We start from the raw sequence: 24,301 nt of genomic DNA, 5'->3' as shown, positions 1-24,301 counted from the left end.
AGGTCAGAAGACGAACGGTCCGGGTGACTGCGGGGACGTGGCCTTGCAGGTGGCCGTGATCCCGAGGACGACGACCTTCAGGGAGCTGGCCTGCAGGCTGTCACCGGAGGCGACGGTGCCCTTGAGGGGCCCGGTGGTGACCGGGCCGCCGGCCGGGATGGCCGGGTTGGCGTTGCCGGTGAACCGGGTCGTTCCGGAACCGTTCTTGGTGAGCGTCAGTGTGGACCGCACCGAGTTCGCGCCGATGTTGATGGGCGAGCTGATCGCGGACGTCGACACGCTGATGGTGGCGGCGGTGCCGTCCTGGGTGGCGGTGAGCGTGGCCGTACCGGAACCGTACGAGCCGCAGTCGAAGGCGAGGGTGGCGGTGCCGGGGGTCACCGCGGTCGATGCGGGTGCCATCGCGAGGGTCCCGGCTGCGGCGATCGCGAGGCCGACGGCGGTACGTATGCCGACGCGTATGCCTGTGCGTGTACCTGTGCCTATGCCTGTGACCATGCCTAATGTGCCAGATCTGTGCTGCTTCATGGGGGAACCGCCTTTGTGAGGGGGGTGACAGGCCGTCCCCGCACGCGCCGGCCGGGGAACTGACGGGTGGTCAGCGACCTGCAATCGCCGACCATTGAGGCACGCGGCCCCGAAGAGAGCAAGGCACGCACCCCGTGATTTTTGACGTGCCCTCAACAGGCGCGCCCCCGCCCCTCACCCGCCCGGCAGCACCCTCCGCGGCCACGCCCCCAGCCGGTGCCGCCACAGCCACCACGGCAGCCGGCGACGGGGCACGTACGCCCACAGGTCGTCGTCCGCCTCGTTCCCCCGCGGACAACGTCGCAGCAGGTCGAGACAGCGGCGGTCGACCGTGCCGTGCAGCCGGGCGGTGTGCGCCAGGGCGACGAGGCCCTGGTGGCGCAGCCTGTCGTCCGACGATTCCAGGGCGCACTCCAGGGCCCGGGCGACCCTGGGCAGGATCGCCGCCGGGTCGGGGTGGGTCAGCGCGAGCCCGATCACCGCCACGCCCAGCAGTTCCTCCCCGCGCTCGAAGGCGGCGTCCACCTCCTCCGGCCGGTCGGTGCCGAGCAGCGCCCCGCTCTCCCGCCAGTTCATACCCCGGCCCGACGCGGCGCGGGCGAGCAGGAACTCCGTGCGTCCGGCGGCCAGTTGGCGCGCCACCGGTCCCGTACCCGTACCGCCGGCCCCCTCGGACGCACTCCGCCCGACCAGTGCGAGGTAGTCCCAGATCCGTCCGGCGGCGTCGGTCTCCGCACCCGGGATCTCCCGGCAGAACGCGTCCAGTTGGGGCTCCGACGGGCCCTGGGCATGGATCCGGGCGAACACCTCACCAGCGGCCCCCAGGTCGCAGCGGCGGAGGAAGGCGAGCCGGACGGTGTCGGCGGCGGTCAGCCGGCCGTGCAGCCGGCCCCAGGCGAGTTCGGACGGTTCGATGGCCGCCGCGTAGCGGACGACGTCGGCGGGGAGGAGGTGCACCGGGTGAGCCTAACGAGAGGCGTGTGCCGTGCGACGGCCGCCCTCGTGATGCGTGCGCCGCACCGTAATCGCCCTCGTGACGCCTGCGCCGCGCCGTAGTTGCCCTCGCCATGCCTTCGTCGCACCGCAGGTGCCCTCATGTCGCCTGCGCCGCACCGTAGTTGTGCTCGTGGCGCGCTCTTGACGCGGACCTGACGCGCCCCAAGAATGAGCGCGCCCTGACAACGTTGTCGGCGAACCGGAGGTCCGGATTCATGCCATGGCCCAGTCGCAACCGGCTGCGTACCGCGGGCGCGGTGCTGGCGGCCGCGCTGGTCGGAGGCGGACTCACCGCCCCCGCCGCACAGGCCGCACCGCCCGGCGGCACGCTCACCGACCTGGTCAATCCCTTCATCGGCAGCCAGAAGGACGGCAACACCTACCCGGGCGCCGCGGTGCCGTTCGGCATGGTGCAGCTCTCCCCCGACACCGGTCACTACAGCGGCTACAGCTACGACGACGACCACATCCGGGGTTTCAGCTCGGTGCACATCTCCGGCGTCGGCTGCGGGCTCGGCGGTGACCTGCCGGTGCTGCCCACCACGGGCGACCTCACCGAGACCGACGACGCCAGGTACGCGGCCGCCTTCCGCCATGACGACGAGTCGGCCCGGCCCGGCTACTACCGGGTCGGCCTGACCTCGTACGGCGGGATCACCGCCGAGCTGACCGCCACCGCCCGCACCGGCCGGCAGCGCTACACCTTCCCGGCCACCGACAAGGCCAATGTGCTGCTCAACGCCGGGCAGTCGCTGCACCGGACGGTCGTGACGAAGGTCGAGGTGCTGGACTCCCGCACCGTCCGCACCGCCCTCACCGGCCGCGGCTTCTGCCAGGACACCGAGCCGTACACCGTCTACACGATCACCCGCTTCGACCGGCCGTTCACCTCGTACGGCACCTGGGAGGGCGACACCGTCACGCCCGGGTCGCGCGGGTCCACGGCGGGCGGCCGGCACGGCGCGTACGTCCGCTTCGACACCCGCGAGGACCGTACGGTCGAGGCGACCACGGCCCTCAGTTACGTCGACGCGGCGGGCGCGGCCCGCAATCTGCGCGCGGAGGGCGGGGGTTCGTTCGACCGGGTCCGGGCCGCGGCCGATGCCGCGTGGGAGCGGCGGCTGGCCCTGGTGCGGGTGCAGGGCGGCAGCCGGACGCTGCGCCGGACGTTCTACTCCTCGCTGTACCGGTCGTTCCTGGCGCCGAACCTCGGCAGCGACGCGGACGGCCGCTACACCGGCTGGGACCGGAAGGTGCACCGGACCGCCGAGTTCGGCGGCTCCGCCTACTACCAGAACTGGTCGCTGTGGGACACCTACCGCACCCAGGCGCAGCTGCTCGCGCTGCTGGCGCCGCACGAGTCGCGCGACATGGCGCTGTCGGTGCTGCGGATCGACAAGGAGGGCGGCTGGCTGCCCAAGTGGGGCTACGGCACGGTCGAGACGAACATCATGACCGGCGACCCGGTCACCCCGTTCCTCACCAACGCCTACCGGCAGGGCCTGCTGAAGGGCCATGAGGAGGAGGCGTACGCGGCGCTCGCGAAGAACGCCGACGGGGTGCCGCCGGCCGGGTCCCCGGCCGTCGGTCGGGAGGCGAACGCGGAGTACCTGAGGGACGGTTTCGCGCCGTACGTCAAGGGCCGCCCGCACCGCAAGCCCGGCGACTCGGACTTCGACCACGGCGCCTCGGCGACCCTCGAATACGCCCTGTCCGACGCGATGCTGGCGCAGATGGCACGGGATCTGGGGCACACCGCGGACGCCGACCGCTACGCGGCCCGGGCGCAGAACTACCGGAAGATCTTCGACCCGTCGACCGGCTTCTTCCGGGCCCGGGACGGGCACGGCGCGTTCACCGGTCCGGCCGATCCGGCCAGGAGCGAGGGATTCCACGAGGGCACGGCCTGGCAGTACCAGTGGCTGGTGCCGCAGGACCTGCCCGGGATGCTGCGGCTGATCGGCGGCCGGGAGGCGGCGGACGAGCGGCTCGATGCGTTCTTCGCGTACCGGAAGCTGCTGGCGGACCCGGCGAAGACCGCCCGTGAGGTGTGGGTCAACGGGCCGTACGACTACTACAACGCGGACAAGTACAACCCGCAGAACGAGCCGGACCTGATCGCTCCGTACACGTATCTGTCCACCGGCCGGCCGTGGAAGACGACGGACGTGGTGCATGCGGCGCTGACGCTGTTCACCGACACGCCCAGCGGGATGACCGGTAACGACGACCTGGGGACGATGTCGGCATGGATGGTGCTGTCGTCGGTCGGGATGTTCCCCGTGCAGCCGGGCACCGACACCTGGGGGCTGAGCACGCCGGTCTTCGACCGGGTCGAGCTGACACTGGACCGGCGCTACTACCCGGCGGGGCACTTCACCCTCACCGCGCCCGGTACGTCCGCGGCCAACCGGTATGTCCAGTCGGTGCGTCTGGACGGTGCCATCCGTGACCGTACGTACCTGACCACCGGTGAGCTGCGGAAGGGCCGGGAACTGGCCTTCACGGTCGGCACGGAGCCGTCCGGCTGGGGCACCGGCGAACGGGCCGCGCCGCCGCCGGTGGGCACCGCGGCGGCGGGTGGTGCGGCCGGCCGGCGGTGACGGCACTCCGTTCGCCCGCGGCCGGCGGCACGGCGCGCGGTCGCGGGCGAACGGGCGGCGAAGGGGGTGTGCGGGCAGCGGCGGGGCGGGCGTCAGCCCTGCAGGGCCTGCCAGAACTCGTCGAAGGACATGGTGCCGTCCTGGTCGGTGTCCTTGGCCTTGATGACGGCCTCGGCGACCGGGCCGGTGACGAACGGGTCGCCCATCTCCGCCATCGCGTGCTTGAACTCGTCCGGCGTGACCTGGCCGTCGCCGTCCGCGTCGTACCGGTCGAACGTCGCCCTGGCCTCGTTGATGTCTGCCATGAGAGGTGCCCCCTTCGTGGTGCTGCGCAGGCTTGCGCGGTGGTGTTGCCTGGTGATCTGACCTGCGTACATTAGCGGACCCTCAGGACCGGCCCGGGTGCCCCCTCCGCCGGGCCAGATAGCGGGCGGTGCGGCTGCCCGGGGCGGCGGCGACCGCGGCGGGCGGGCCCTCGGCCACGATCCGGCCGCCGTCCGCGCCGCCGCCCGGACCGAGGTCGATGACGTGGTCGGCGCCGGCGACCACGCCCATGTCGTGCTCGACGACCACGACCGTGTGGCCGGCGTCGACCAGGCCGTGCAGCTGGCGCAGCAGCACCTCGGTGTCGGCGGGGTGCAGCCCGGTGGTGGGCTCGTCGAGCAGGTAGAGGGTGTGGCCGCGGCGGGTGCGCTGGAGTTCGGTGGCGAGTTTGATGCGCTGGGCCTCGCCGCCGGACAGTTCGGTCGCGGGCTGGCCGAGCCGGAGGTAGCCGAGGCCGACGTCCTGGAGGGTGCGCAGGCTGCGGGCGGCGGCCGGGACGTCGGCGAGGAAGTCCGCGGCGGTGTCCACGGTCATGTCCAGGACGTCGGCGATCGTCCGGTTCCGGTAGGTGACCTGGAGGGTTTCGGGGTGGTAGCGGGCGCCGTGGCAGGCGGTGCACGGCGCGTACGTGCCGGGGAGGAAGAGGAGTTCCACGGCGACGAAGCCCTCGCCCTGGCAGGTCTCGCAGCGGCCGGCGGCGACGTTGAAGGAGAACCGTCCCGCGGTGTAGCCGCGGGCCCGGGCCTCGTCGGTGGCGGCGAAGACCTTCCGCACCGCGTCGAACAGCCCGGTGTACGTGGCGAGGTTGGAGCGCGGGGTGCGGCCGATCGGCTTCTGGTCGACGCGGACCAGCCGGTCGATCGCCGCGAGGCCGTCGGCGCCGGCGAGCCGGGCGCGGGCCATCGGCCCGGCCTCGGTCCCGGCCTCCGTCCCGTCCTCGGTGCCGTCCTCCGCGGCGTCGGGCCGGCCGGCGCCGAGGTGGTCCCGTACGGTCTCCGCGAGGACCCGGGTGACCAGCGTCGATTTGCCCGATCCGGAGACGCCGGTGACGGCCGTGAAGACGCCGAGCGGGAAGGCCGCGTCCAGTCCGCGCAGGTTGTGCAGGGTGACGCCGCGCAGGGTCAGGGTCCCGGAAGGGGTGCGCGGGGTGCGCTCGGGGGGCGGTTCGGTGGCGAAGAGGTAGCGGCGGGTGGCGGAGGCCGCGGCGTCGGCGAGGGCGGCGACCGGGCCGCTGTGCAGGACCTGGCCGCCGTGTTCCCCGGCGCGCGGTCCGATGTCCACGATCCAGTCGGCGTGCCGCACCACGTCCATGTCGTGCTCGACCACGAACAGCGTGTTCCCGGCGTCCTTGAGCCGGCCGAGGACGGTGAGCAGGGCCTCGGTGTCGGCCGGGTGGAGTCCGGCGGACGGCTCGTCGAGGACGTAGACGACGCCGAACAGGCCGGAGCGCAGCTGGGTGGCGAGCCGCAGCCGCTGGAGCTCGCCCGCGGACAGGGTGGGTGCGGGCCGGTCCATGCTGAGGTAGCCGAGGCCGAGTTCGGTGAGGACCTCGATGCGGGCCACGAGGTCGCGGGCGAGCGCCGGGGCGACCTCGTCGTCGGTGCGGGCGGCGGTGGGGCGGAGCAGCTCGGCGAGGGCGCCGAGCGGCAGGCCGGCGAGGGTGGCGATGTCCCGGCCCTCGAAGGTGACGGCGAGCGCCTCGGGGCGCAGCCGTCGTCCGGCGCACCGCGGGCAGGGCTCGGCGACCATGAAGCCCTGGACGCGCCGCCGGAGCGTCTCGCTCTTGGAGTCGGCGAAGGTGTGCAGGACGTAGCGGCGGGCGCTCATGTACCGGCCCTTGTAGGGGCGCTGGATGCGGCCGGCCTCGCGGACCGGGTGGACGGTGACGACGGGCTCTTCGTCGGTGAACAGGATCCAGTCGCGGTCGGCCTGCGGGAGTTCGCGCCAGGGCCGGTCGATGTCGTGGCCGAGGGCGGCGAGGATGTCGCGGAGGTTCTTGCCCTGCCAGGCGCCGGGCCAGGCGGCGATGGCGCCCTCGCGGACGGACCGTGCGGGGTCGGGTACCAGGGATTGTTCGGTGACCCGGTGGACGGTGCCCAGGCCGTGGCATTCGGGGCAGGCGCCGGCCGCGGTGTTGGGCGAGAAGGCGTCGGAGTCCAGCCGTTCGGTCGTGCCTTCCGGGTAGTCGCCGGCGCGGGAGAAGAGCATCCGCAGGGTGTTGGAGAGGGTGGTGACGGTGCCGACGGAGGAGCGGGAGGTGGGCGCGGAGCGCCGCTGTTCCAGTGCGACGGCCGGCGGCAGTCCGGTGATGTCCTCGACCTTGGGCGCGCCGACCTGGTGGATCAGCCGCCGGGCGTAGGGGGCCACGGACTCGAAGTAGCGGCGCTGGGCCTCGGCGTAGAGGGTGCCGAAGGCGAGCGAGGACTTGCCCGAGCCGGACACCCCGGTGAACGCGACCAGCGCGTCCCTCGGGATGTCCACGTCGATGGTGCGGAGGTTGTGCTCACGGGCGCCGCGCACCCGTACGTACGAGTCGGCCATCCGTCCATGATCGGGCACGGGCCGCGGTGCTCGGCGACGCGTCAGCCGGTGGCCGTCGCGGTGTCGATGCGTGCGCGGGCCTCGTCCCAGGGCAGCGGGGTGGCGACGACGGCCCGCAGCGCCCGGATCTGGCGCGGCGCCAGGCCGGCGGCGAGCACGGCGACCGCACGGCCCTCCCGGCCGTAGAGCGCGAGGATCCGGCGTCCGGCCCGGTCGAGCACCGGGGTCTCGACCCGGTCGGCCCCCGCGGTCGGCCCGTACGCCTGGATCTTGAGGTCGTACTGGTCCGACCAGAAGTACGGGACCGGGGCGAACGGGCGGCGTTCCTGGGCGTCGGCGCCGTCCGCGGCCAGTTCGGCGAGCAGGTTGCGGGCGGCGGCCATGCCCTGTTCGGTGGCGTTCATCCGGTGCTCGATGCGCAGCGGCCGGCCGTGCACCGGGTGCTCCCAGCGGGCCACGTCGCCGGCGGCGTAGATACCGGTGGCGGCGGCGCAGTACGCGTCGCAGCGCAGCCCGTCGGTGGTGTCCAGGGCCGGGTCGCCGGCCAGCCAGCCGATGGCGGGGGTGGACCCGATGGCGAGCAGCACGGTGTCGGCGGGCAGCCGGGCCCCTTCCCCACCCCCGGTGCCCGCATCGGCCAGCCGGACGGCGCTGACCGCGTCCCCGTCGCTGTCGAAGCCGTCGACCGTGCCGGTGCGCAGGGTGACGCCGCGGGCCCGGTGCTCCTCGGCGAGCAGTTGTCCGACCGCGGTGCCGACGGCGGCGGCCATGGGTACCGGGTCGTGGCCGACGAGGGTCACCTCGTGCCCCAACTCCCGTGCCACCGCGGCCGCTTCACATCCCAGCACCCCGTTGCCGACGATCACCAGGCGCCGGCCACCGTCGGCGAGCCGGCCGCGCAGGGCCAGTGCGTCGTCGAGGGTGCGCAGGGTGTGTACGCCGGTGAGCGCGTCGGCGCCGGGCAGCGTACGGGCCGCGACCCCGGTGGCGATGATCACGCCGGCGCAGTCGAGCCGTTCACCGTTGTCCAGCGTGAGGGTGCGGGCGGCCACGTCGAGTCCGGTGGCCCGGGTCCCGAGCCGCAGGTCGAGGCCGAGCGGGTCGAGCTGGTCCTTGGTGCGCAGCAGCAGCCGCTCCGGCTCCCAGGCGCCGTGCAGCAGCTGTTTGGACAACGGCGGCCGGTCGTACGGGAGATGGGGCTCGTCGCCGATGAGGACGAGCGGGCCGGTCCAGCCGGAGCGGCGCAGCGCCTCGGCCGCGGCGAGGCCGGCCGCGGAGGCGCCGACGACGGCTATCGGGCGGGTGGTCACGCCTGGACCTCGATGACGGCGGCCGGGCAGATGGCGGCGGCCTCGCGGACCACGTCGTGCTGGTCGGCCGGCGGTTCGGCGTCGAGCAGCACCACGACGCCGTCCTCGTCACGCTGGTCGAAGACCTCGGGGGCGATGAGTACGCACTGGCCGGCGGCGCAGCACTTGTCGGCGACGAGGGTGATCTTCATCGTGATTCTCCGTGGGGGTGGGTGAGGTTCGGGATGAGCGAGGTCGTGGGATGAGTGAGGTTGCGGGGCGGCCGGGTTGCCGGCCTACCAGGTGACGGGCAAGGCGTGGCAGCCATAGATCGACATGTCGGTACGGAACGGGATCTCCTCCACCGGCACCGCGGGGCGCATCGCCGGGAACCGGCGCAGCAATGTGCCGAGGACGACCTGGAGTTCGACCCGGGCCAGGGCCTGACCGAGGCACTGGTGGATGCCGTACCCGAAGGCGACGTGGTGCTGGGCGTTGGGACGGGCGATGTCGAGCCGGTCGGGTTCGGGGAAGACGGTCTCGTCGCGGTTGCCGGAGGGGACGGCCACCACGACGCCCTCGCCGGCCCGGATGAGGTGCCCGCCGATCTCGACGTCCTCGGTGGCGACCCGTCGGGGGCCGTTGCGGATGATGCTGTGGAACCGCAGCAGTTCCTCGACGGCACCGCGGATCAGGGCGGGGTCCTGCCGCAGCCGCTCGGCGGACTCCGGGTCGCGCATCAGGGTCAGCGCGCTCAGCCCGATCATGTTGGCGGTGGTCTCGTGCCCGGCGATCAGCAGCAGGGCGGCGAAGGCGGCCACCTCGTCGTGGGAGATCTCGCCGGTCCGCTGCTGCTCGACGATCAGCCGGCCCAGGATGTCGTCGCCCGGGTCGGCCTCCTTGGCGGTGACCAACCGGTCGAGGTAGTCGCGCAGTTCGGTCCGGGCGGCCTCGCGTTCGTCGTCGGTGACGGTGCGGGAGAGCAGGGTGCCGGTGAGCCGCTGGAAGATCTCGTGGTCGTCGTAGGGCACGCCCAGCAGCAGGCTGATGACGAGGGACGGGACCGGCAGCGCCAGCGCCTCGACCAGGTCCACGCCGCCCTCCTCGCGCCCTTCGGCGCGCTCCATGGCGTCGCAGAGTTCGTCGGTGAGGCGCTGGATCTCCGGGCGCAGCGCCTCGACCCGCTTGACCATGAACTCGCGGGTCACCATGCGCCGCAGCCTGGTGTGCTCCGGCGGGTCCATGCGGATGAAGCCGCGGTTCTGCGTACTGCCGCCGCCGGTCATCCCGCTCCGCGGGTAGCCGTGCACGGTGGTGTCGGAGCTGAAGCGGAGGTCACCGAGGACGGCCCGGATGTCGGCGTAACGCGTCACGAGCCAGGCCCAACTTCCGTCCGGCAGCCCGATCTTGGAGATCGGCCGGGCGGTACGCAGCGCACCGAACTCGGCCGGCGGGTCGAAGGGGCAGCCGCTCGGAGGCTCGACGGGCAGCGGCGCCGGGGCGGTGGACAGTGTCATTGCGCTCATCTCCTTCATCGTGCGTGTGCGCGCACGCCGGCAGGGGGCGGCGTCACGATCCGCACGCTCACCTAACGACTGTAAACTTACATGTGTAATACACGGGTAAACGCGTCGGGGGTCGGATGGGAGAGGAGACATGACAGTGCCTCAGGGGAGGGTGACCCGGCACGGAGAAGCCGCCACGGCCGGCAACGGCCACACAGCCGGTACGACCGCAACAGCGGCTGAGGGAGTGTGCTCAGCGCTCCAACAACAACTGCAGCATCTCGTCGACGAAGCGGTCCAGCCGACGCGTGTCCTTGCGGCTCGGCATGACCTGCCAGAGCATCACCCGGCCGTGCACCGCCGACCACAGCACGTACGGCGCCTCGGAGCGCGCGCCCCGCACCCGCCAGCCGGCGTCCTCGCAGGCGGTCAGCGCCCGCTGCCAGCTGCGCACCAGCAGCCCGGCGGGGTGGCCGGCCAGCCGCTCGGGGCCGACCGGGGTCTGCCGGGTCTCGTACAGCAGGCGGTAGGTGGCCGGGTGGGCGACGGCGTAACGGCAGTAGGCCCGCAGCTGGGCGCGCAGCCGCGCCACCGGGTCGTCCGCGGCGGCCCGTGCGGCGGCCTCGGCCATCGCCGCCGCCAGCCGCTCGTAGCTGACCTCAAGGGTCGCCCAGACCAGCTCGGTCTTGTCGGAGAAGTGCCGGTAGATGCTCGGGGCGGCGACACCGGCCTCCCGGGCGACCGCCCGCAGCGACAACGCGTCCTCGCTGCCGACCTCCTCCAGGAGCCGCTCGGTGGCCCGCAGCAGTTCCTCCCGCAGCCGCTCGCCCTGCCCGCGGGGGTTACGGGCCCGGACGGCCGCACTCTCGCTCACTGCCCTCCGGTCCCTTCCCTGAGCCTGCCGACGGATAGGCGACCAGGGTTTCACACCGCGGCAGGGCGGCCTCACCGCCCCATCGTCAGCCCGTCCTCCGCGGCGCCCCGGCTCAGCACCGCCGCGCCGATCCGGTCCCGGACGTCGCGGTGCGCGCCGGTCCGTGCGAGGTTCCGCACCCGCACCCGCGTGCCCTGCTCGGCGAGCTGCGGGACGTAGGCGGCCTCGGTGACCCGCCAGCGCCCGCCGGGCCGCTCGGGCGGCGCGAACCGGAAGCGGGCGAGCGTGCCCCAGTTCCCGCGCGGCTGCCTCATCGCACCGGAGAGCTGGTCGCCGAGTCCGTAGACGACCCAGGTGCCGTTGACCTTCTCGTACGGCTGCGGGGTGTGCGCGTGGGTGCCGACGATCAGGTCGACGTCGGGCCGGCCGTCGGTCTCGGCGGCGGTGAGCGCCCGGGCCAGGGCGAGCTGCTCCTCGTCCGGGGCGGTCCGGTACTCGGTGCCCCACGCGGGACTGACCACCACGACGTCCGCACCGGCCCGGCGGGCCGCCCGGGCATCCTCGATGATCTTCTCCTCGTCGAGCAGGTTCACCGCCCGGTCCGCACCGTCCGGCAGGCCGACGCCCTCGATGCCGTCGGTGTACGACAGATGGGCGACCCGCGCCCCACCGGGGGCCCGTAGCAGCGCCGGGCGGGCGGCCTCGGTGTCGTCCCGGGCCGTCCCGGAATGCCGCAGCCCGACCGTGTCCAGCGCGTCCAGGGTCCGGCGGATTCCTGGCAGCCCCTGGTCGAGGGCGTGATTCGACGCGGTCCCGCAGGAGTCGTAACCGACCGCCTTGAGCGCGGTGGCGATCTGCGGCGGCGACTGGAGGAGCGGGTACCCGGTGAACGGTCCGTCGAGCGGGCCGAGCGGCGCGTCCAGGTGACACAGCGCCACATCGGCCCCGGAGACGACGGGGGCCACGCCCTTGAGCATCGGCCGGAAGTCGTAGCCGTAGCCGTCGAGGGGCGCGTCGTCCTGCGCGGTGTCGAGCACTTCGGGGTGGGTCGGGATCACGTCCCCCGCGGCGACGAGCGTGAAGGCCCGCCGGACCGCGGGCTCGGCAACCCGCGCCCGCCCGTGCGCAGGCGAACGGGCTTCCGCGCCCGCCCCCGATCGCGAGCCCGCCGCCTCCGCGCCGAGGCTGGGCCGCGCCACCGGGCGCCCACCCCCACACCCCGCGGCCAGCGCGACGGCCAGTACGCCGACCAGCCCTCTCCGGCCGACTACCCAATACCTCCCATACATGCCCATACCAGACAGATATCACGCGTTGCGCTGCGCTTTGCGATGCCCCGTACGTACCTGGCCGTCCCGCCATCGGGGGTGCTCGCCGTTGCGCGCTTTGCGGCGCCCCGTACGTACGTGGCCGTCCCGCCGCCGGGGTTGCTCGCCGTCGCGCCTGGCGGCGGGCGTGGTGTTTTCGGGTGCGGTGACAGCCCTACAGACTTCGTCCTCCGGTCTGTCCCCTCCCGTTGGTGGGGGTAAGAGGCCGGTGGGGGTGGGCGCTGTCGTTCTGGGTGCACCTCACGTCCTGGGGTGGGGTGTCGGGAATACCTCCCCGGCCGGTCGAGTTGAGGCCCTGCAGGGGGCCCTCGCAACCCTTACGGGATCTGTTCGACCATCCCGTAGGGGTACCCAGGCCCCCTTGCATGCCCCAACGCCCGCCCCCACGCACCACATTCCTATCCCCTCACGGGAGGGGACGGGCCGGAGGGGCCGGTTGTGTGGACGTAAAGCGTCAGCAGTCCACACAACCGGCCCCGGAGGCCCGTCATCGCACCCACCACAAACCCAGCCCGCCGCAGGCGCAACGGAGAACGAGCCCCGCGGCGGGAAGGCGGGTACGCGCGGGGCGCCGCAAGCGCGCAACGGCGAGACGACCCGCGGCGGGAGAGACACGTACGTACGCGGCGCCGCAAAGCGCAACGGCGAGCAACCTCGACGGCGGGACAGCCAGGTACGTGGGAAGAATGCCAAGCGCAGCGAACGGCTCAGGCAACCTCGATCCCGTACTCCTGTACCAAGGCCGTGAGGCCGCCTGGGTAGCCCTTGCCGCCGATGACGAAGTCCCAGTCGCCGCCGGGGCGTTGGCGGAAGGAGCCGAGGACGAGGGCGGTCTCGCCCTGTCGCCCGTCGGAGACCGTCAGCTGGCCCTGCTCCTCCCCCGCGGCGTCCAGCAGTCGGATCCGGGCGTCGGTGAAGCCGGAGAGGTCGGCGTCGGGGTTGGTCTGGGGGTCGATGGCGGCGACCAGGACCAGCCGGTCGGCGTCGGGTGGCAGCCCCTCGAAGTGCACCTGTACGGCGGCCCGGTCGGGGGCGGTGGCGGGCCGCATCCGTACCGAACCGTCCGGCGTGTGCGGGTTGTTGTAGAAGACGAAGTGGTCGTCGCTGAGCACGGTGGTCCCCTTGCAGACCAGGGCGCAGACGTCGAGGGCCACGTCCCCGGACCAGGTCATGCCGAGGATGTTGTGCTCCGGCGTCCCGGAGGAGGTGTCGGCGGCGGTGGCGGCGCCGGGAGCGGGTGTGCCGAGGCGGCCACTGAGACCGTAGCGGCCGAGCAGGTCGACGAGTTCGGGGCCGGCGATCAGGCTGAGCGGTTTGCCGTTGGCGAAGGTGTGCGCGCCGGGGCCGAAGCGGGAGGTGGTCACCAGCACGCCCTTGTTGGCGCCTTCGGCCTGGACGGTGCCGTACAGGTCGCGGACCGCGGTGGGCGGGACGGTGTTGCGGTAGCGCTTGACCTGTACGACGATCTTGCCGCCGCGGATCGGGTCGGGGTCCAGCGCGTCCACGTCCACCCCGCCGTCGCCGGACCGCTGGGTGGTGACGGCCTGCATGCCCATCGCGCGGAACAGTTCGGCGATCAGGTTCTCGAAGGCGATCGGGTCCATCTCGTAGAGGTCCGGCTCGGTCTCGCCGCCGTGCGAGACGACCGTGCCCGCACCGCCGACGTCGCCCGGCAGCCGTCCGGGCCGTACCGCCGTGCGCTGGTCCGGTCGGGCGGCGAGCTGTCCGCGCAGGCCGTCGGTCAGACACTCCACCGCGCTGACCCGGTCGAGGTGGAGGGCGTCGAAGGCGCTGCGCGGGGCCATGACGGTGGCGAGGTACACCTGCGCGGGGCGGCCGGTCGCCGGGTCGACGTCGTCCACGAAGCCGTTGAGCGCCACCGAGTCCAGCGCACCGTAGGTGTCGGCGGCGAAGAGGTCCCGCAGGACCAGCAGCATGCTCTGGGCCAGGACGTCGCGGTAGAGCGCCCGGCGCTGGGCGGCCGGCCGGGCGGTTTCCTTCTCCTGGTCGGTGCCGGCCTGGTACCGGACGGCCTTGGTCTCCGGGACGACGGTGTAGCCGGGCAGTTCCCAGTCCAGGACGAGCTGGCGGGCGGTCGGCTCGTAGGCGGCGGTGACCCGGCGGGGGAACCCCTCGGGCCAGGCGGTGGAGGCGTAGAGCGCGGCGGAGAAGTACTCGACGGCGGCCTCGGCGTCACCGTTGCGCAGCCCGGTCAGCAGCTCCGCTATGCCGGCGTTGTGCTGCCGGATCTCGGCCAGCGCACCGGCGGCCCATTGGTCGTACTGCCGCCGGTAGGCGGCGAGTTGGTTCTGCCGCTGGTGTTCGGCGGCCTGGGCGGCGTACCAGTCCTGTTCGTACCGGGCGCGGGCCTCCTCCTGGGCGCGGTCGCGGCGGACCGCGCCCAGGTGCCGGCCGCCGGTGGGCGCCTGATAGCGGGCCGGATCCGGCATGGGTACGGGGGTGGCGAGGGCGCCCGGCGAGAACTCCTCGATGCGCTCGGGGCGCAGCAGCGCGGCGGCGGTGAACGCCGGGGCCCGGCAGCCGTCGGCGAGCAGGCCGGTGAGCGCGGCGACCCGCGCGTCCAGCTCCTCGGTCCGGCGGCGGGCGTCCGCCTCGCGCTGCTGACGGTAGGCGGCCTGGCGTTCCCGGTGCAGCCGCGCCATGGCCCGTTCGGCGTCGCGGGCCTGCCGTTCCTGGTCGCGCTGCGCCTGGGCGTACGCGCGGCGCTGGGCTTCCTCCCGGCGCTGCTGCTGGCGCTGCGCCTCGGCCCAGACGGCCATTAATCCATGGGAACGGCGGCTCATGTCGACTCTTCGTCCTCCCCCCGGGGCGGCGGCCCCCGGAACCCTGTGGAAGCGGTTTCACCAGCGCTGTTGCGGCTGACCGTCGCAGTCGACTCTAGCGGGAGCGCGTGCCGGGACGGTGGGGGACGAGACGTTTCCGACGGACGTTTCCCACGGACCTTAACGACGCGGGGAGGCCGCCGACGCGGGATGGTCCCGTCAGGCGGCGGCCGCCCTCCGCGCGGCGGCGGTCCCCGAGACGTCGTAGTCGGCGCCGACTCCGGGCACCAGGACGCAGTCGCCCTCGATGTGCCGGGTGCGCAGCGGCAGAATCTCCTGGTACGCGGGAGAGTCGTACCAGGCCCGGGCCTCGTCGATGCCGGGGAATTCGATGACGACGACGAAGCCCGGCCACTCGCCCTCGCGCACCTCGACCTGCGCGTTGTGCACCCGGAACCGTCCGCCGAAGGGGTCCAGGGGCGGCTGGATCCGGTCCAGGTACACGGCGATGTCCGGGTGCGGGGCGGTGGGGCGGAGGTGGGCGATGGCGAACGCGCTCATGGGACTGCCTTTCCGTGGGGCTTCGGTGCCCGTGGGGACTCCGGGGGGGGTGCTGCCGTCCACGGTTCCAGGCCACCGTCACGGGGGCGATTACCTCCGGGGTCATCCGCCCGACCTTCCCCGGACCGTCGTGGGAAGACGGCACGGGGACGTCATTGCCGCCAACTCGCTTTCCACAGCCGCGAGTTGCGGGGCGACCGGGTTCCTCAGATCGCTCCCCCGCGCTCCGCCCAGTACGGGTCCCGCAGCCTTCGTTTGAAGAGCTTGCCGGACTCGTCGCGCGGGAGCCGCTGCTCGAAGACGACGGCCCGCGGGACCTTGTAGCCGGCGAGCCGTTCGGCGACGTGGCCGCGTACCGCTTCCGCGGTGAGGCGTACGCCGGGCTCGGTCTCCAGGTGCGCGGCGAGGACCTCGCCGAACTCCTCGTCGGGGATGCCGAACACCGCGGCGTCCCGCACTCCGTCCAGGGCCAGCAGTGCGGCCTCGATCTCCGCGGGGTAGATGTTGACGCCGCCGGAGATGACCATGTCGTTGCGGCGGTCGCTGAGGTAGAGGTAGCCGTCCGCGTCGAGATGGCCGATGTCGCCGATGGTGACGTACCCGGGCAGGCCCGGCGCCTCCATGGCGGCGCGTTTGGCGTGGTCGCCGAGATAGGTGAACTGCGGCCAGTCCTCGGACGGTTTGAGGTAGACGTCACCGGTGGCGCCGGTCGGCAGCGGCTGTCCGTCGGGGCCGAGGACGGCGACCTCGCCGGTCCCGCTCGCCCGGCCGACGGTGCCGGGGTGGGCCAGCCACTCCGCGCTGTCGCACCACGTCACCGCGCCGGTCTCGCTGCCGCCGTAGTACTCCCGGAGGACCGGCCCCAGCCAGTCGATCATGGCGTGTTTCACATGCGGCGGACAGGGCGCGGCGGCGTGCACCACGGAGGTGAGCGACGACAGGTCGTAGCGCTCGCGGACGTCCTTGGGGAGCCGCAGCAGCCGTACGAACATCGTCGGGACGACCTGTACCTGCTCGATGCGGTGCCGCTCGATGAGGCGCAGGAACTCCTCGGCGTCGAAGCGCGGCATCAGGGTGATGTCGAGGCCGGCGGCGAGCGCGAGGACGGCGTGCTGGCTGGGGGACGCGTGGTAGAGCGGCGCGGGGATCAGCGTACGGCCGCCGGGGGCCACCGCGAAGTACTCCAGGAACCGCTGTACGGCTTGGTCGAGCCGGTCCGGTGTGACGGGGGCGCGCAGAACTCCCTTGGGGCGTCCGGTGGTTCCGGAGCTGTAGATGACGGTGGGCGGGCGTTCCGCGGCGGGCCGGCCGAGCGGCTCGTGGCCGGCCAGCCAGTCGTCGAGCAGCGGGTGCGCACCGGTGGGCGGGGGTGCGGCGATGCCGCAGGCGGCCGCCACCCCGGCCGGTACCGCCGCCTCGACGAGGCGTACGCCCTCCGGCAGCACGGCGGCCACCCGGTCCAGCAGGTCGGTGTGGACGAAGACCAGCTTGCTGCCGCTGTCGGTGAGGACGTGCCGCAGGTCGTCGTGGCGGAAGTGCCAGTTGACCGGGACCGCACAGGCGCCGAGCAGGGCGGCGCCGGCGGTGATCTCCAGATGCGCGGGCTCGTTGCGGAGGACCACGGCGATCCGGTCGCCCGGGTCGACTCCCGCCTCTCGTAAGCCGCTTGCGATCCGCGCCGCGCGGTCGGCGAACTCCCGGTAGCCGCGCTCCTGCCCCGCGCAGCGGATGGCGGGGGCGCCGGCGGCGGGCGGGGCGACGGCTTCCATGGGACCTCCAGTGGCTGCGGCCGGGCGGCTCATTGAACAGCCAACCGCGGCGGTCCACCAGGTTGCGGGGCGCCCGAGGGGGCGGCGGAGAGCCCGACCGTATGCATCTCGGCCAACCAACGACGGCCACTTTGCTCCGATCAATGAGTGGCCAGTGCGCCCATCCGGCCTCGTGGGACCACTGGCGGGCGCCCACTTCGCTTCAGGTGCTCCGATGTTTGTCGTGTCCCGGGGGTTCCGGTCGCGGGGTCGGGCCTGCACCATGCGGGAGGACACGGGAGGCGCGCGCCCGGTTCGCCGACGGGACCATCCGACCCGAGGGAGCGAGCGATGCACAGCCGCACGAGACCGTTCCGGAGACCGGGAGTCGTGGTGGCGCTGGCTGCGCTGCTGCTGGCGGCGGGCGGCCCGGGGTTCGCCGCCGCGCCTTCACCGCGGCCCGCCGAGGGGCCCGCCGAGGGGCCCGCCGAGGGGCCCGGCACCAACCGTGCGACCGACGACCCGTTCACCGCGCCGCGCACCGCGTGGTGGCGCACGGCCCGCTTCGGGATGTTCCTCCACTTCGGCGCGTACTCGAACCTGGAGGGCGAGTACCCGCGGCCCGACGGCACGGTCTGCCGCAACGCGGAGTGGATCGAGCGCGAGTGCGGCATTCCGCGGGCGGAGTACGAGAAGCAGGCCGCGGCCTTCGACCCGTCCGGCTTCGACGCCGAGGCGATCGTCCGGGCGGCCAAGGAGGCCGGGCAGCGCTACCTCGTCATCACCGCCAAGCACCATGACGGCTATGCGATGTGGCCGACCCGGCAGAACACCTGGAACCTGCGCGACCACTCCGCGTTCGACAAGCGCCGCGACATCCTCGCCGAGCTGAAGCGGGCCGCCGCCGCCGCCGGCCTCAGGCTCGGCTTCTCCTACTCGATCTGGGACTGGCACGACCCGGACTTCGCCGGCCCGGCGACCTTCCCGCGGTACAAGAAACGGATGTACGGCCAGCTCAAGGAGCTCATCGAGAACTACGACCCGGCGCTGCTGTGGTTCGACGGCGAGTGGGACGCGGACCGCCCCACCAACCGGTGGTCCCGGCAGGACGGCGCCGAGCTCCAGACGTATCTGCACCGTCTGAAGCCGGACCTGATCGTCAACAACCGCGTCGGCAAGCGCGAGGTGGTCGACGGGGACTTCGGCACGCCGGAGCAGGAGATCCCCGCCGAGCCGGTGGACGGCCAGCTGTGGGAAAGCTGTATGACGCTCAACGACCATTGGGGGCACGCCCGTTACGACAGCAACTGGAAGTCGCCGACGACCGTCGTCCGCAATCTGCTGGCCGTGGCGAGCCGGGGCGGCAACTACCTGCTGAACGTGGGACCCGACCGGCTCGGCCGGATCCCGCAGCCGTCCGTGGACCGGCTGCGGGAGACCGGACGCTGGCTGGCCGCGCACGGGCAGGGCGCCGCGGTGTACGGCGCCGGGTACACCGGGCTGGTCGCCGCCCCGCCGTGGGGCACGGTCTCCCGGCGCGGCGACGAGCTGTACGCCTCGGTCACGTCGTGGCCCGCGGCCGGTGAGTCCCTCCATCTGACCGCGCGGGCACCCTTCCGGGTCACCGCGGCCCGGGTGCTGGGCAGCGACCGGCGGGTGACGGTGGTCCGGGCCGGCGACGGCTACGACCTCACGCCGTCCGGCCCGGCCCCCGATCCGCGGGCGAGCGTCCTCCGGCTGGCGATCGAGCCGCCGCCCGGGGCACCCGCCGGCACCGGCACCGGGCTGACCGCGCAGAGCTGGGCGAACGACTCCTTCACCGGCCCGCCCGCGGTGACCGGCGTCGATCCGACGGTGAACACGTCCTACCGCTTCGACGGCTCACCGGACCCCGGCATTCCTGCCGATCACTTCAGCACCCGCTGGACCGGCTTCCTCCAGCCGCGCTTCGACGAGACGTACACCCTCACCACCGTCTCGGACGACACCGTGCGGCTGTGGCTGGACGGCAGGCTGCTGATCGACAGCGCGCTCCCGCACGGCCCGAAGGTGGACAAGGCCACGGTCACCTTGCGGGCCGGCCATCGGCACCGCATCCGGATCGACCACACGGAGCGGACCGGTGAGGCGCATATGAAGCTGCTGTGGTCGAGCCCGAGCCAGTGCCAGCAGATCGTGCCGCAGCGCCGGCTCTACCCGGGCTGATCCTGGTCGGGCGTCGGCCCTGACCCTGGAGGGTGCTACCCCAAGGGTCAGGGCCGACGTCCGAGCGGTCAGTCGATGCCGCGGAAGATGTGCGGCTCGCCGGGATCGTCGTCACAGCCGGCCAGCCGCACCGGCCCGCAGCGGTCCCAGAATTCGAGGTTACGGACTTCCTTGATCCGACCTGGTCGCTCGCCCCCCTGCTTCAGCCGGGGTTGCTTGGGTTGAACCTTGTGCACAGCCACCACGCACTCCTTCATCGAGGTATTGGTCCGACGCGGTGGCGCCTTGTTCACAGAGCGGGAAGTCGGCCAAGGTTTGTGGCGTTCCCGCGACGGGCCAATGGTGTTGGCGTCTCCCAGATAGGTCGTCCGTCGACCCTCAGGGTAACTACGGCGCTCGCGCCGCGCTCGACGTTTTCCGGCGAGATGGTCATGTCGCCGGAAGGCGGGAATAGCACCCCCTTGGGAGAGCGGGTCACCAAAGCCGTAATGTGATGCACATCACACACTCGAACGGCTCTCAGGTTGCTGCAATTGCCCGGATCCGTACGCTGGAGGGTGACTGGCGGGTGACCGCGCGGACGGAGTGTTCCCGGGTGCGCGGCGGCAGTGCTACCCATGGGCGGGTGGCATGGTTCTCGGATTCCGGTTACTGGCTCGGCCGGCTGGTTTTCCAGCGGCTGCTGGCCGTTCTCTATCTGCTCGCGTTCCTCGCGGCGCTACGGCAGTTCCGGGCGCTCATGGGGGCGCGCGGAATGCTCCCGGTGCCCGAGTTCGTGGCGCGGGTACCGTTCCGTTTGGCCCCCTCGGTGTTCCACTGGCGCTATTCGGACCGCTTCTTCGCGGGCTGGTGCCGGGCCGGGATGGTGCTGTCGGCGGCGGTCGCGGCGGGTGTCGCGGACGCCGTGCCGCTCTGGGCGTCGATGGTGCTGTGGGCCGTGCTCTGGGCGCTGTACCTGTCCATCGTGAATGTCGGGCAGACCTGGTACAGCTTCGGCTGGGAGTCGCTGCTGCTGGAGTCGGGCTGCCTGGCGGTGTTCCTCGGCAACGCCGACACCGCGCCGCCGGTGCTGATCATGTGGCTGCTGCGCTGGGTGCTGTTCCGGGTGGAATTCGGTGCCGGGCTGATCAAGATGCGCGGTGACCGCTGCTGGCGGGATCTGACCTGCCTCTACTACCACCACGAGACCCAGCCGATGCCCGGCCCGCTCAGCTGGTTCTTCCACCATCTGCCCAAACCCCTGCACAAGGTCGAGGTGGCCGCCAACCACGTCGCCCAACTCGTCCTGCCCGTACTGCTCTTCACCCCGCAGCCGATCGCCGGCTGGGCCGCCGCCGCGATGGTGGTCACCCAGCTGTGGCTGGTGCTGTCCGGCAACTTCGCCTGGCTGAACTGGGTGACCATCGCGCTCGCCGCGTCCGTCGCCGCACCCCTGTGGGCGCAGCCCGATACGCCGCTGCCCGCCCCTCCCCTCTGGTTCGAGGTCCTGGTCCTGCTCGCCACCGCCGGCGTCGCCTGGCTCAGCTACCGCCCGGCCCGCAACCTGCTCACCCGGCAGCAGATGATGAACACCTCCTACGAGGCACTGCACCTGGTCAATTCCTACGGCGCCTTCGGCAGCATCACCCGGGTGCGCCGGGAGATCGTCATCGAGGGCACGGCGGACGCGGTGACCGGGCCCGGGACGACCTGGCAGGCGTACGAATTCCACGGCAAGCCGGGCGACGTGCGCCGGGTGCCGCGGCAGTTCGCGCCGTATCACCTGCGGCTGGACTGGCTGATGTGGTTCGCCGCACTGTCCCCCGCCTACGCACGGTCCTGGTTCGTACCGCTCGTGGCGCGGCTGCTGGAGAACGACCGGGACACGCTGCGGCTGCTGCGCACCAATCCGTTCCCCGACCTGCCGCCGGCCCGGATCCGGGCCCGGGTCTTCCGCTACCGCTTCACGACCTGGCAGGAACTGCGGGAGACCGGAGCGTGGTGGCATCGCACCGAGGAGCGGGAGTTCCTGGCGCCGATCGGTCGGTCAGCTCTGTCCGGAAGGCGCTGACCATGGCGCGCGCATGGCGCAACCCTATTCGGGTGAACTCCTTCTCCAGCAGGGCGAGTTCGGCCAGTGTCTCGTCCAGGTCGCGGCCGAGCCGGGCGCGGGACTTGGCCAGCCCCAGCCGGGACAGCGCCTCCCCGCGCGGCTCTTCCATCGCGCGGAACTCCCCCAGCGAGAGGGTGTAGGTGTCCCGGGCCGCGGCGTAACGGCCCGCCCGGTACAGCACATTGCCGCGCATCTTGTGGTTGTAGGCGAGCGCGCTGGCCAGGTCCATCCGGCGGCAGACCGCCTCCGCCTCGGACAGCAGCGCCAGCGCCCGCTCGGTCTCGCCCCGCACGGACAGCACATCGGCGATCCCCCGCAGCGACCAGGCGCGGCCCCGCGCGTCATCGCCCTCCTCGGCTATCCGGGCGGACTCCTCGAACAGCTCCAGGGCCTTGTCGTACTCGCCGGTGTTGCGGTGCATCTGGGCGATGCCGGACATCGCCCAGACCGTGTGCCGGGCCTCGCCGTGCGCCCGCGCCTGGGCGAGCAACTGCTCGTGGAGCTCGGCGACCGCGGCGTAATCGCCCTGTATGCGGCCGGTCTCGGCGAGCCCGGCGAGGGCGTAGCCGTGCGCGAGGCGGTCGCCGCCCTGGTCGGCCAGCGCGACGGCGTGCGTGAGCAGCCGGCGGGCCAGCGGCAGCGTGCCGCACTGGCGGGCCAGTGTGCCGCCGCTCCACAGCGCCCAGGCCATGGCACCGGCGTCACCCGCGCTCCGCCCACTGCGGTAGCTCTCCCGCCAGGCGTCACCGGCCGCCGCGACCCGGCCGAGCCGCCGGTTGGCCTCGGCGACCGCGAGCCCGGCCCGGGCCCGCTCCAGCGCCGTACCCGCCTCGGCGTGCGCCCGGCTCGCCGTGGCCAGCACCTCCTCGTAGGACGAGTTCACGCCCAGTGCCGCGCCCAGCTCGCCCTGATACTCCGGTGCGAACGCCTTGCCGTACATCAATCCCGGACCTCTCGATCATTTCCGTGCTTGATCACGAAAGTACGAGCGATCGGGGGTCCGGCGAATCAACCCACGTATGGGTCCTTCCGTACAACTGGAGTGCTACGCCGGGGGTGCTTGGTCATCTTGGGGATGTAGGGGTCTCTCAGGGTCGAACCCCGAGGGGGCAAGGCGCGGACGCGTTCCCGGCCGTTGCACGCTCTGCAATTCGGGTTGCAGCTCTTGCCGACGCGGGCGGGGCGGGCCACCCTGCTCCCATGACGGAAGCGCGCACGGATTCGCGTACGGGGGCGGCGGACGGGCCCGGGATCGGCCGCCGCCGGTTCCTCGGAACCGTGGCGGCGGGGGTGGCCACGGCCGCCGGGGCGGGCGTGCTCGCCGTCGGCGACGCGGCGCCCGCCCGGGCCGGACGCGTCGCCGGCCGCCGCCCGCACGGTACCCGCCCGCTCTTCCTGGGCACCTACACCTCGAAGGAGGGCGGCGGCACCGGTATCGGCCTCGCCGCGTACGACACCGCGACCGGCCGGATCACCGCCACCGGCGTGGTCACCGGCGTGCCCGACCCGTCCTACCTCGCCCTCGCGCCGTCCGGCCGCACCCTCTACGCGGTCGACGAGCAGCAGGAGGGCCAGGTGACCGCCCTCGCGATGCCCCCGGGCGGCCCGCCCATCGTGCTGGGCGCCCGGTCCACCGGCGGGGCCGGCCCCTGCCACCTGTCGGTGCATCCCGGCGGCCGCTGGCTGCTGAGCGCCAACTACCTCTCGGGCAGCGTGGCCGTCCACCCCATCGACCGGGCCACCGGTGCCCTCGGCCCGCGCACGGATTTGGTCACCCACAGCGTTCCCCCGCCCGGCCCCGGCCAGGACGGACCGCACGCCCACCAGATCATCACCGGTCCCGACGGCCGCCACGTGCTGGCCGTCGACCTCGGCAACGACACCGTCTACAGCTACCGGCTCGATCCCACGGCCGGGAAACTCACCCAGGTGTCGGCCGCGTCACTGCGCCCCGGCGCCGGCCCCCGGCATCTCACCTTCCATCCCACCGGAGACTTCGCCTACTTGGCCAACGAGGTGGACAACACGGTGGTCGTCTGCGGTTACGACCGCCGGACCGGACGCCTGACACCCGGCGCACCGCAGTCCACCGGGACCGGTCCCGGCACCAGCTATCCGGCCCAGATCCTGGTCACCGCCAACGGCCGCTACGCGTTCCTCGCCAATCGTGGCCACAACAGCCTCACCCGTTACGCCGTGGCGGCGGGCGGGGCGCGGCTCGTACTGCTGGACACCGTGCCGGTGGGCGGCGACTTCCCCCGGCACATCGCCTTCTCCCCGGACGAGCGGTGGCTGTTCGCGGCGAACCAGAAGTCGGGCACGGTCACGGTCTTCGCCGTCACGGCCCGCACCGGAACCCTGACCCCCGCCGGGGAGCCCTTCGCCGCACCGCTCCCCGTCTGCACCCTCCCCCTCTGAACGCCGGGCCCTGCCCCGGCTTTCCGAGCGGTTGTCAGCACCGCGTCGCACCCACCGGGCGGCCCCCGGCAGTTGGTCGCCTGAGCCCGGGCCGGGATTCCTTCCTTACCGTCGGTTTACCACTCATTTGCGCAGGATGGGTGCGACGAGGCAACTGCCCCGCACTGTGGGGCATCTGAGGGAGGACCAGTCGTGCGCGCACCCGCCGCCGAGCACCCCCGCCGGCCGGGGCCGTGGCTGCGGCCGACGATCCGGGTACGGCTGACGCTGCTGTACGGCGGGATGTTCCTGGTGGCCGGGGTCGTGATCGATGCGCTGATCGGCGACTGCCTCCGGGTGCACGGCGGGCCGGCGCTGGACGACTTCGTGAACCGTTCGTTGCTGGCGTTGCTGGGGCTGACGGTGGTGGCGTTCGCGTTCGGTTATGCGATGGCGGGGCGGGTGTTGTCGCCGTTGGGGCGGATCACGCGGACCGCGCAGCGGGTGGCCGGGTCGGATCTGCACCG

18 protein-coding genes and 1 pseudogene are annotated in these 24,301 nt (G+C 72.9%); 5 read left to right on the top strand and 14 right to left on the bottom strand.

The genetic code is table 11. From position 1 onward, the window contains the following. Nucleotides 1–3 precede the first annotated feature (3 nt). A complete protein-coding gene (locus ACZ7MX_RS18435; RefSeq protein ID WP_472133331.1) occupies nucleotides 4–498 on the bottom strand; it encodes a hypothetical protein in 495 nt (164 codons plus the stop codon). Nucleotides 499–702: 204 nt separating this feature from the next. Beyond that, entirely contained in the window at nucleotides 703–1,485 is a 783-nt protein-coding gene (locus ACZ7MX_RS18430; RefSeq protein WP_472133329.1) for a hypothetical protein, read from the bottom strand. Between the two features lie 254 nt (nucleotides 1,486–1,739). Here ACZ7MX_RS18430 and ACZ7MX_RS18425 point away from each other — a divergent pair, with 254 nt between their 5' ends. Next, on the top strand, nucleotides 1,740–4,127 hold the full coding sequence (locus tag ACZ7MX_RS18425; protein ID WP_472133327.1) for a GH92 family glycosyl hydrolase: 2,388 nt from the start codon (nucleotides 1,740–1,742) through the stop codon (nucleotides 4,125–4,127). A gap of 92 nt (nucleotides 4,128–4,219) precedes the next feature. Here ACZ7MX_RS18425 and ACZ7MX_RS18420 read toward each other — a convergent pair whose 3' ends face one another. The 10 genes from ACZ7MX_RS18420 to ACZ7MX_RS18375 form a co-directional block, all read right to left on the bottom strand. Then, nucleotides 4,220–4,432, bottom strand: coding sequence for an EF-hand domain-containing protein (locus ACZ7MX_RS18420; protein ID WP_472133325.1), 213 nt, complete (start codon nucleotides 4,430–4,432; stop codon nucleotides 4,220–4,222). A gap of 82 nt (nucleotides 4,433–4,514) precedes the next feature. Next, nucleotides 4,515–6,992, bottom strand: a complete 2,478-nt coding sequence (uvrA, locus tag ACZ7MX_RS18415) for an excinuclease ABC subunit UvrA (protein WP_472133323.1) — start codon at nucleotides 6,990–6,992, stop codon at nucleotides 4,515–4,517. Between the two features lie 41 nt (nucleotides 6,993–7,033). Further along, a complete protein-coding gene (locus ACZ7MX_RS18410; protein ID WP_472133321.1) occupies nucleotides 7,034–8,302 on the bottom strand; it encodes an NAD(P)/FAD-dependent oxidoreductase in 1,269 nt (422 codons plus the stop codon). Beyond that, nucleotides 8,299–8,493, bottom strand: a complete 195-nt coding sequence (locus ACZ7MX_RS18405; RefSeq protein WP_472133319.1) for a ferredoxin — start codon at nucleotides 8,491–8,493, stop codon at nucleotides 8,299–8,301. The genes ACZ7MX_RS18410 and ACZ7MX_RS18405 overlap by 4 nt, the downstream gene beginning before the upstream one ends. 84 nt (nucleotides 8,494–8,577) lie before the next feature. Continuing rightward, a complete protein-coding gene (locus tag ACZ7MX_RS18400; RefSeq protein WP_472133966.1) occupies nucleotides 8,578–9,798 on the bottom strand; it encodes a cytochrome P450 in 1,221 nt (406 codons plus the stop codon). A gap of 241 nt (nucleotides 9,799–10,039) precedes the next feature. Next, nucleotides 10,040–10,660, bottom strand: coding sequence for a TetR/AcrR family transcriptional regulator (locus tag ACZ7MX_RS18395; RefSeq protein ID WP_030412149.1), 621 nt, complete (start codon nucleotides 10,658–10,660; stop codon nucleotides 10,040–10,042). A gap of 71 nt (nucleotides 10,661–10,731) precedes the next feature. After that, nucleotides 10,732–11,955, bottom strand: a complete 1,224-nt coding sequence (locus ACZ7MX_RS18390; protein WP_472133317.1) for a CapA family protein — start codon at nucleotides 11,953–11,955, stop codon at nucleotides 10,732–10,734. 740 nt (nucleotides 11,956–12,695) lie between these two features. Then, the gene (locus ACZ7MX_RS18385; RefSeq protein WP_472133316.1) at nucleotides 12,696–14,792 is read right to left on the bottom strand and encodes a restriction endonuclease; all 2,097 of its coding nucleotides are present in this window, start codon (nucleotides 14,790–14,792) and stop codon (nucleotides 12,696–12,698) included. Nucleotides 14,793–14,990: 198 nt separating this feature from the next. Beyond that, on the bottom strand, nucleotides 14,991–15,332 hold the full coding sequence (locus ACZ7MX_RS18380; RefSeq protein ID WP_472133314.1) for a DUF1330 domain-containing protein: 342 nt from the start codon (nucleotides 15,330–15,332) through the stop codon (nucleotides 14,991–14,993). A 206-nt stretch (nucleotides 15,333–15,538) separates the two neighbouring features. Continuing rightward, nucleotides 15,539–17,101 (bottom strand): AMP-binding protein, encoded by a 1,563-nt coding sequence (locus ACZ7MX_RS18375; protein WP_472133312.1) that lies wholly within the window; start codon nucleotides 17,099–17,101, stop codon nucleotides 15,539–15,541. 330 nt (nucleotides 17,102–17,431) lie between these two features. On the opposite strand from ACZ7MX_RS18375, the gene ACZ7MX_RS18370 reads away from it, so the two are divergent. Next, the gene (locus tag ACZ7MX_RS18370; RefSeq protein ID WP_472133310.1) at nucleotides 17,432–19,285 is read left to right on the top strand and encodes an alpha-L-fucosidase; all 1,854 of its coding nucleotides are present in this window, start codon (nucleotides 17,432–17,434) and stop codon (nucleotides 19,283–19,285) included. A gap of 68 nt (nucleotides 19,286–19,353) precedes the next feature. On the opposite strand, the gene ACZ7MX_RS18365 is transcribed toward ACZ7MX_RS18370, so the two are convergent. Beyond that, nucleotides 19,354–19,527 carry a hypothetical protein gene (locus ACZ7MX_RS18365; RefSeq protein ID WP_472133308.1) on the bottom strand — a complete coding sequence of 58 codons (174 nt, stop codon included), beginning with the start codon at nucleotides 19,525–19,527 and terminating at the stop codon, nucleotides 19,354–19,356. A gap of 383 nt (nucleotides 19,528–19,910) precedes the next feature. On the opposite strand from ACZ7MX_RS18365, the gene ACZ7MX_RS18360 reads away from it, so the two are divergent. Beyond that, entirely contained in the window at nucleotides 19,911–21,335 is a 1,425-nt protein-coding gene (locus ACZ7MX_RS18360) for a lipase maturation factor family protein (RefSeq protein WP_472133306.1), read from the top strand. Here the strand turns inward: ACZ7MX_RS18360 and ACZ7MX_RS18355 are convergent. Continuing rightward, on the bottom strand, nucleotides 21,229–22,317 hold the full coding sequence (locus ACZ7MX_RS18355; protein ID WP_472133304.1) for a tetratricopeptide repeat protein: 1,089 nt from the start codon (nucleotides 22,315–22,317) through the stop codon (nucleotides 21,229–21,231). The two genes, ACZ7MX_RS18360 and ACZ7MX_RS18355, sit on opposite strands and share 107 nt — an antisense overlap. A gap of 260 nt (nucleotides 22,318–22,577) precedes the next feature. On the opposite strand from ACZ7MX_RS18355, the gene ACZ7MX_RS18350 reads away from it, so the two are divergent. Together ACZ7MX_RS18350 and ACZ7MX_RS18345 are read left to right on the top strand one after the other, a co-directional pair. Beyond that, nucleotides 22,578–23,795, top strand: a complete 1,218-nt coding sequence (locus ACZ7MX_RS18350; RefSeq protein ID WP_472133302.1) for a lactonase family protein — start codon at nucleotides 22,578–22,580, stop codon at nucleotides 23,793–23,795. A 192-nt stretch (nucleotides 23,796–23,987) separates the two neighbouring features. Continuing rightward, nucleotides 23,988–24,301: pseudogene (locus tag ACZ7MX_RS18345) on the top strand (two-component sensor histidine kinase); the annotation flags it as partial.

It is taken from the genome of Streptomyces sp. NPDC107765, assembly GCF_055657085.1.
This window is presented reverse-complemented; position numbering and strand designations above follow the sequence as displayed.

Coding starts and splice junctions, on each gene's coding strand:
- ACZ7MX_RS18385 (WP_472133316.1), bottom strand. CDS start 14,792: ATGAGCCGCCGTTCCCATGGATTAATGGCCGTCTGGGCCGAGGCGCAG.
- ACZ7MX_RS18420 (WP_472133325.1), bottom strand. CDS start 4,432: ATGGCAGACATCAACGAGGCCAGGGCGACGTTCGACCGGTACGACGCG.
- ACZ7MX_RS18400 (WP_472133966.1), bottom strand. CDS start 9,798: ATGACACTGTCCACCGCCCCGGCGCCGCTGCCCGTCGAGCCTCCGAGC.
- ACZ7MX_RS18350 (WP_472133302.1), top strand. CDS start 22,578: ATGACGGAAGCGCGCACGGATTCGCGTACGGGGGCGGCGGACGGGCCC.
- uvrA (WP_472133323.1), bottom strand. CDS start 6,992: ATGGCCGACTCGTACGTACGGGTGCGCGGCGCCCGTGAGCACAACCTC.
- ACZ7MX_RS18390 (WP_472133317.1), bottom strand. CDS start 11,955: ATGGGCATGTATGGGAGGTATTGGGTAGTCGGCCGGAGAGGGCTGGTC.
- ACZ7MX_RS18370 (WP_472133310.1), top strand. CDS start 17,432: ATGCACAGCCGCACGAGACCGTTCCGGAGACCGGGAGTCGTGGTGGCG.
- ACZ7MX_RS18355 (WP_472133304.1), bottom strand. CDS start 22,317: ATGTACGGCAAGGCGTTCGCACCGGAGTATCAGGGCGAGCTGGGCGCG.
- ACZ7MX_RS18380 (WP_472133314.1), bottom strand. CDS start 15,332: ATGAGCGCGTTCGCCATCGCCCACCTCCGCCCCACCGCCCCGCACCCG.
- ACZ7MX_RS18375 (WP_472133312.1), bottom strand. CDS start 17,101: ATGGAAGCCGTCGCCCCGCCCGCCGCCGGCGCCCCCGCCATCCGCTGC.
- ACZ7MX_RS18405 (WP_472133319.1), bottom strand. CDS start 8,493: ATGAAGATCACCCTCGTCGCCGACAAGTGCTGCGCCGCCGGCCAGTGC.
- ACZ7MX_RS18425 (WP_472133327.1), top strand. CDS start 1,740: ATGCCATGGCCCAGTCGCAACCGGCTGCGTACCGCGGGCGCGGTGCTG.
- ACZ7MX_RS18435 (WP_472133331.1), bottom strand. CDS start 498: ATGGTCACAGGCATAGGCACAGGTACACGCACAGGCATACGCGTCGGC.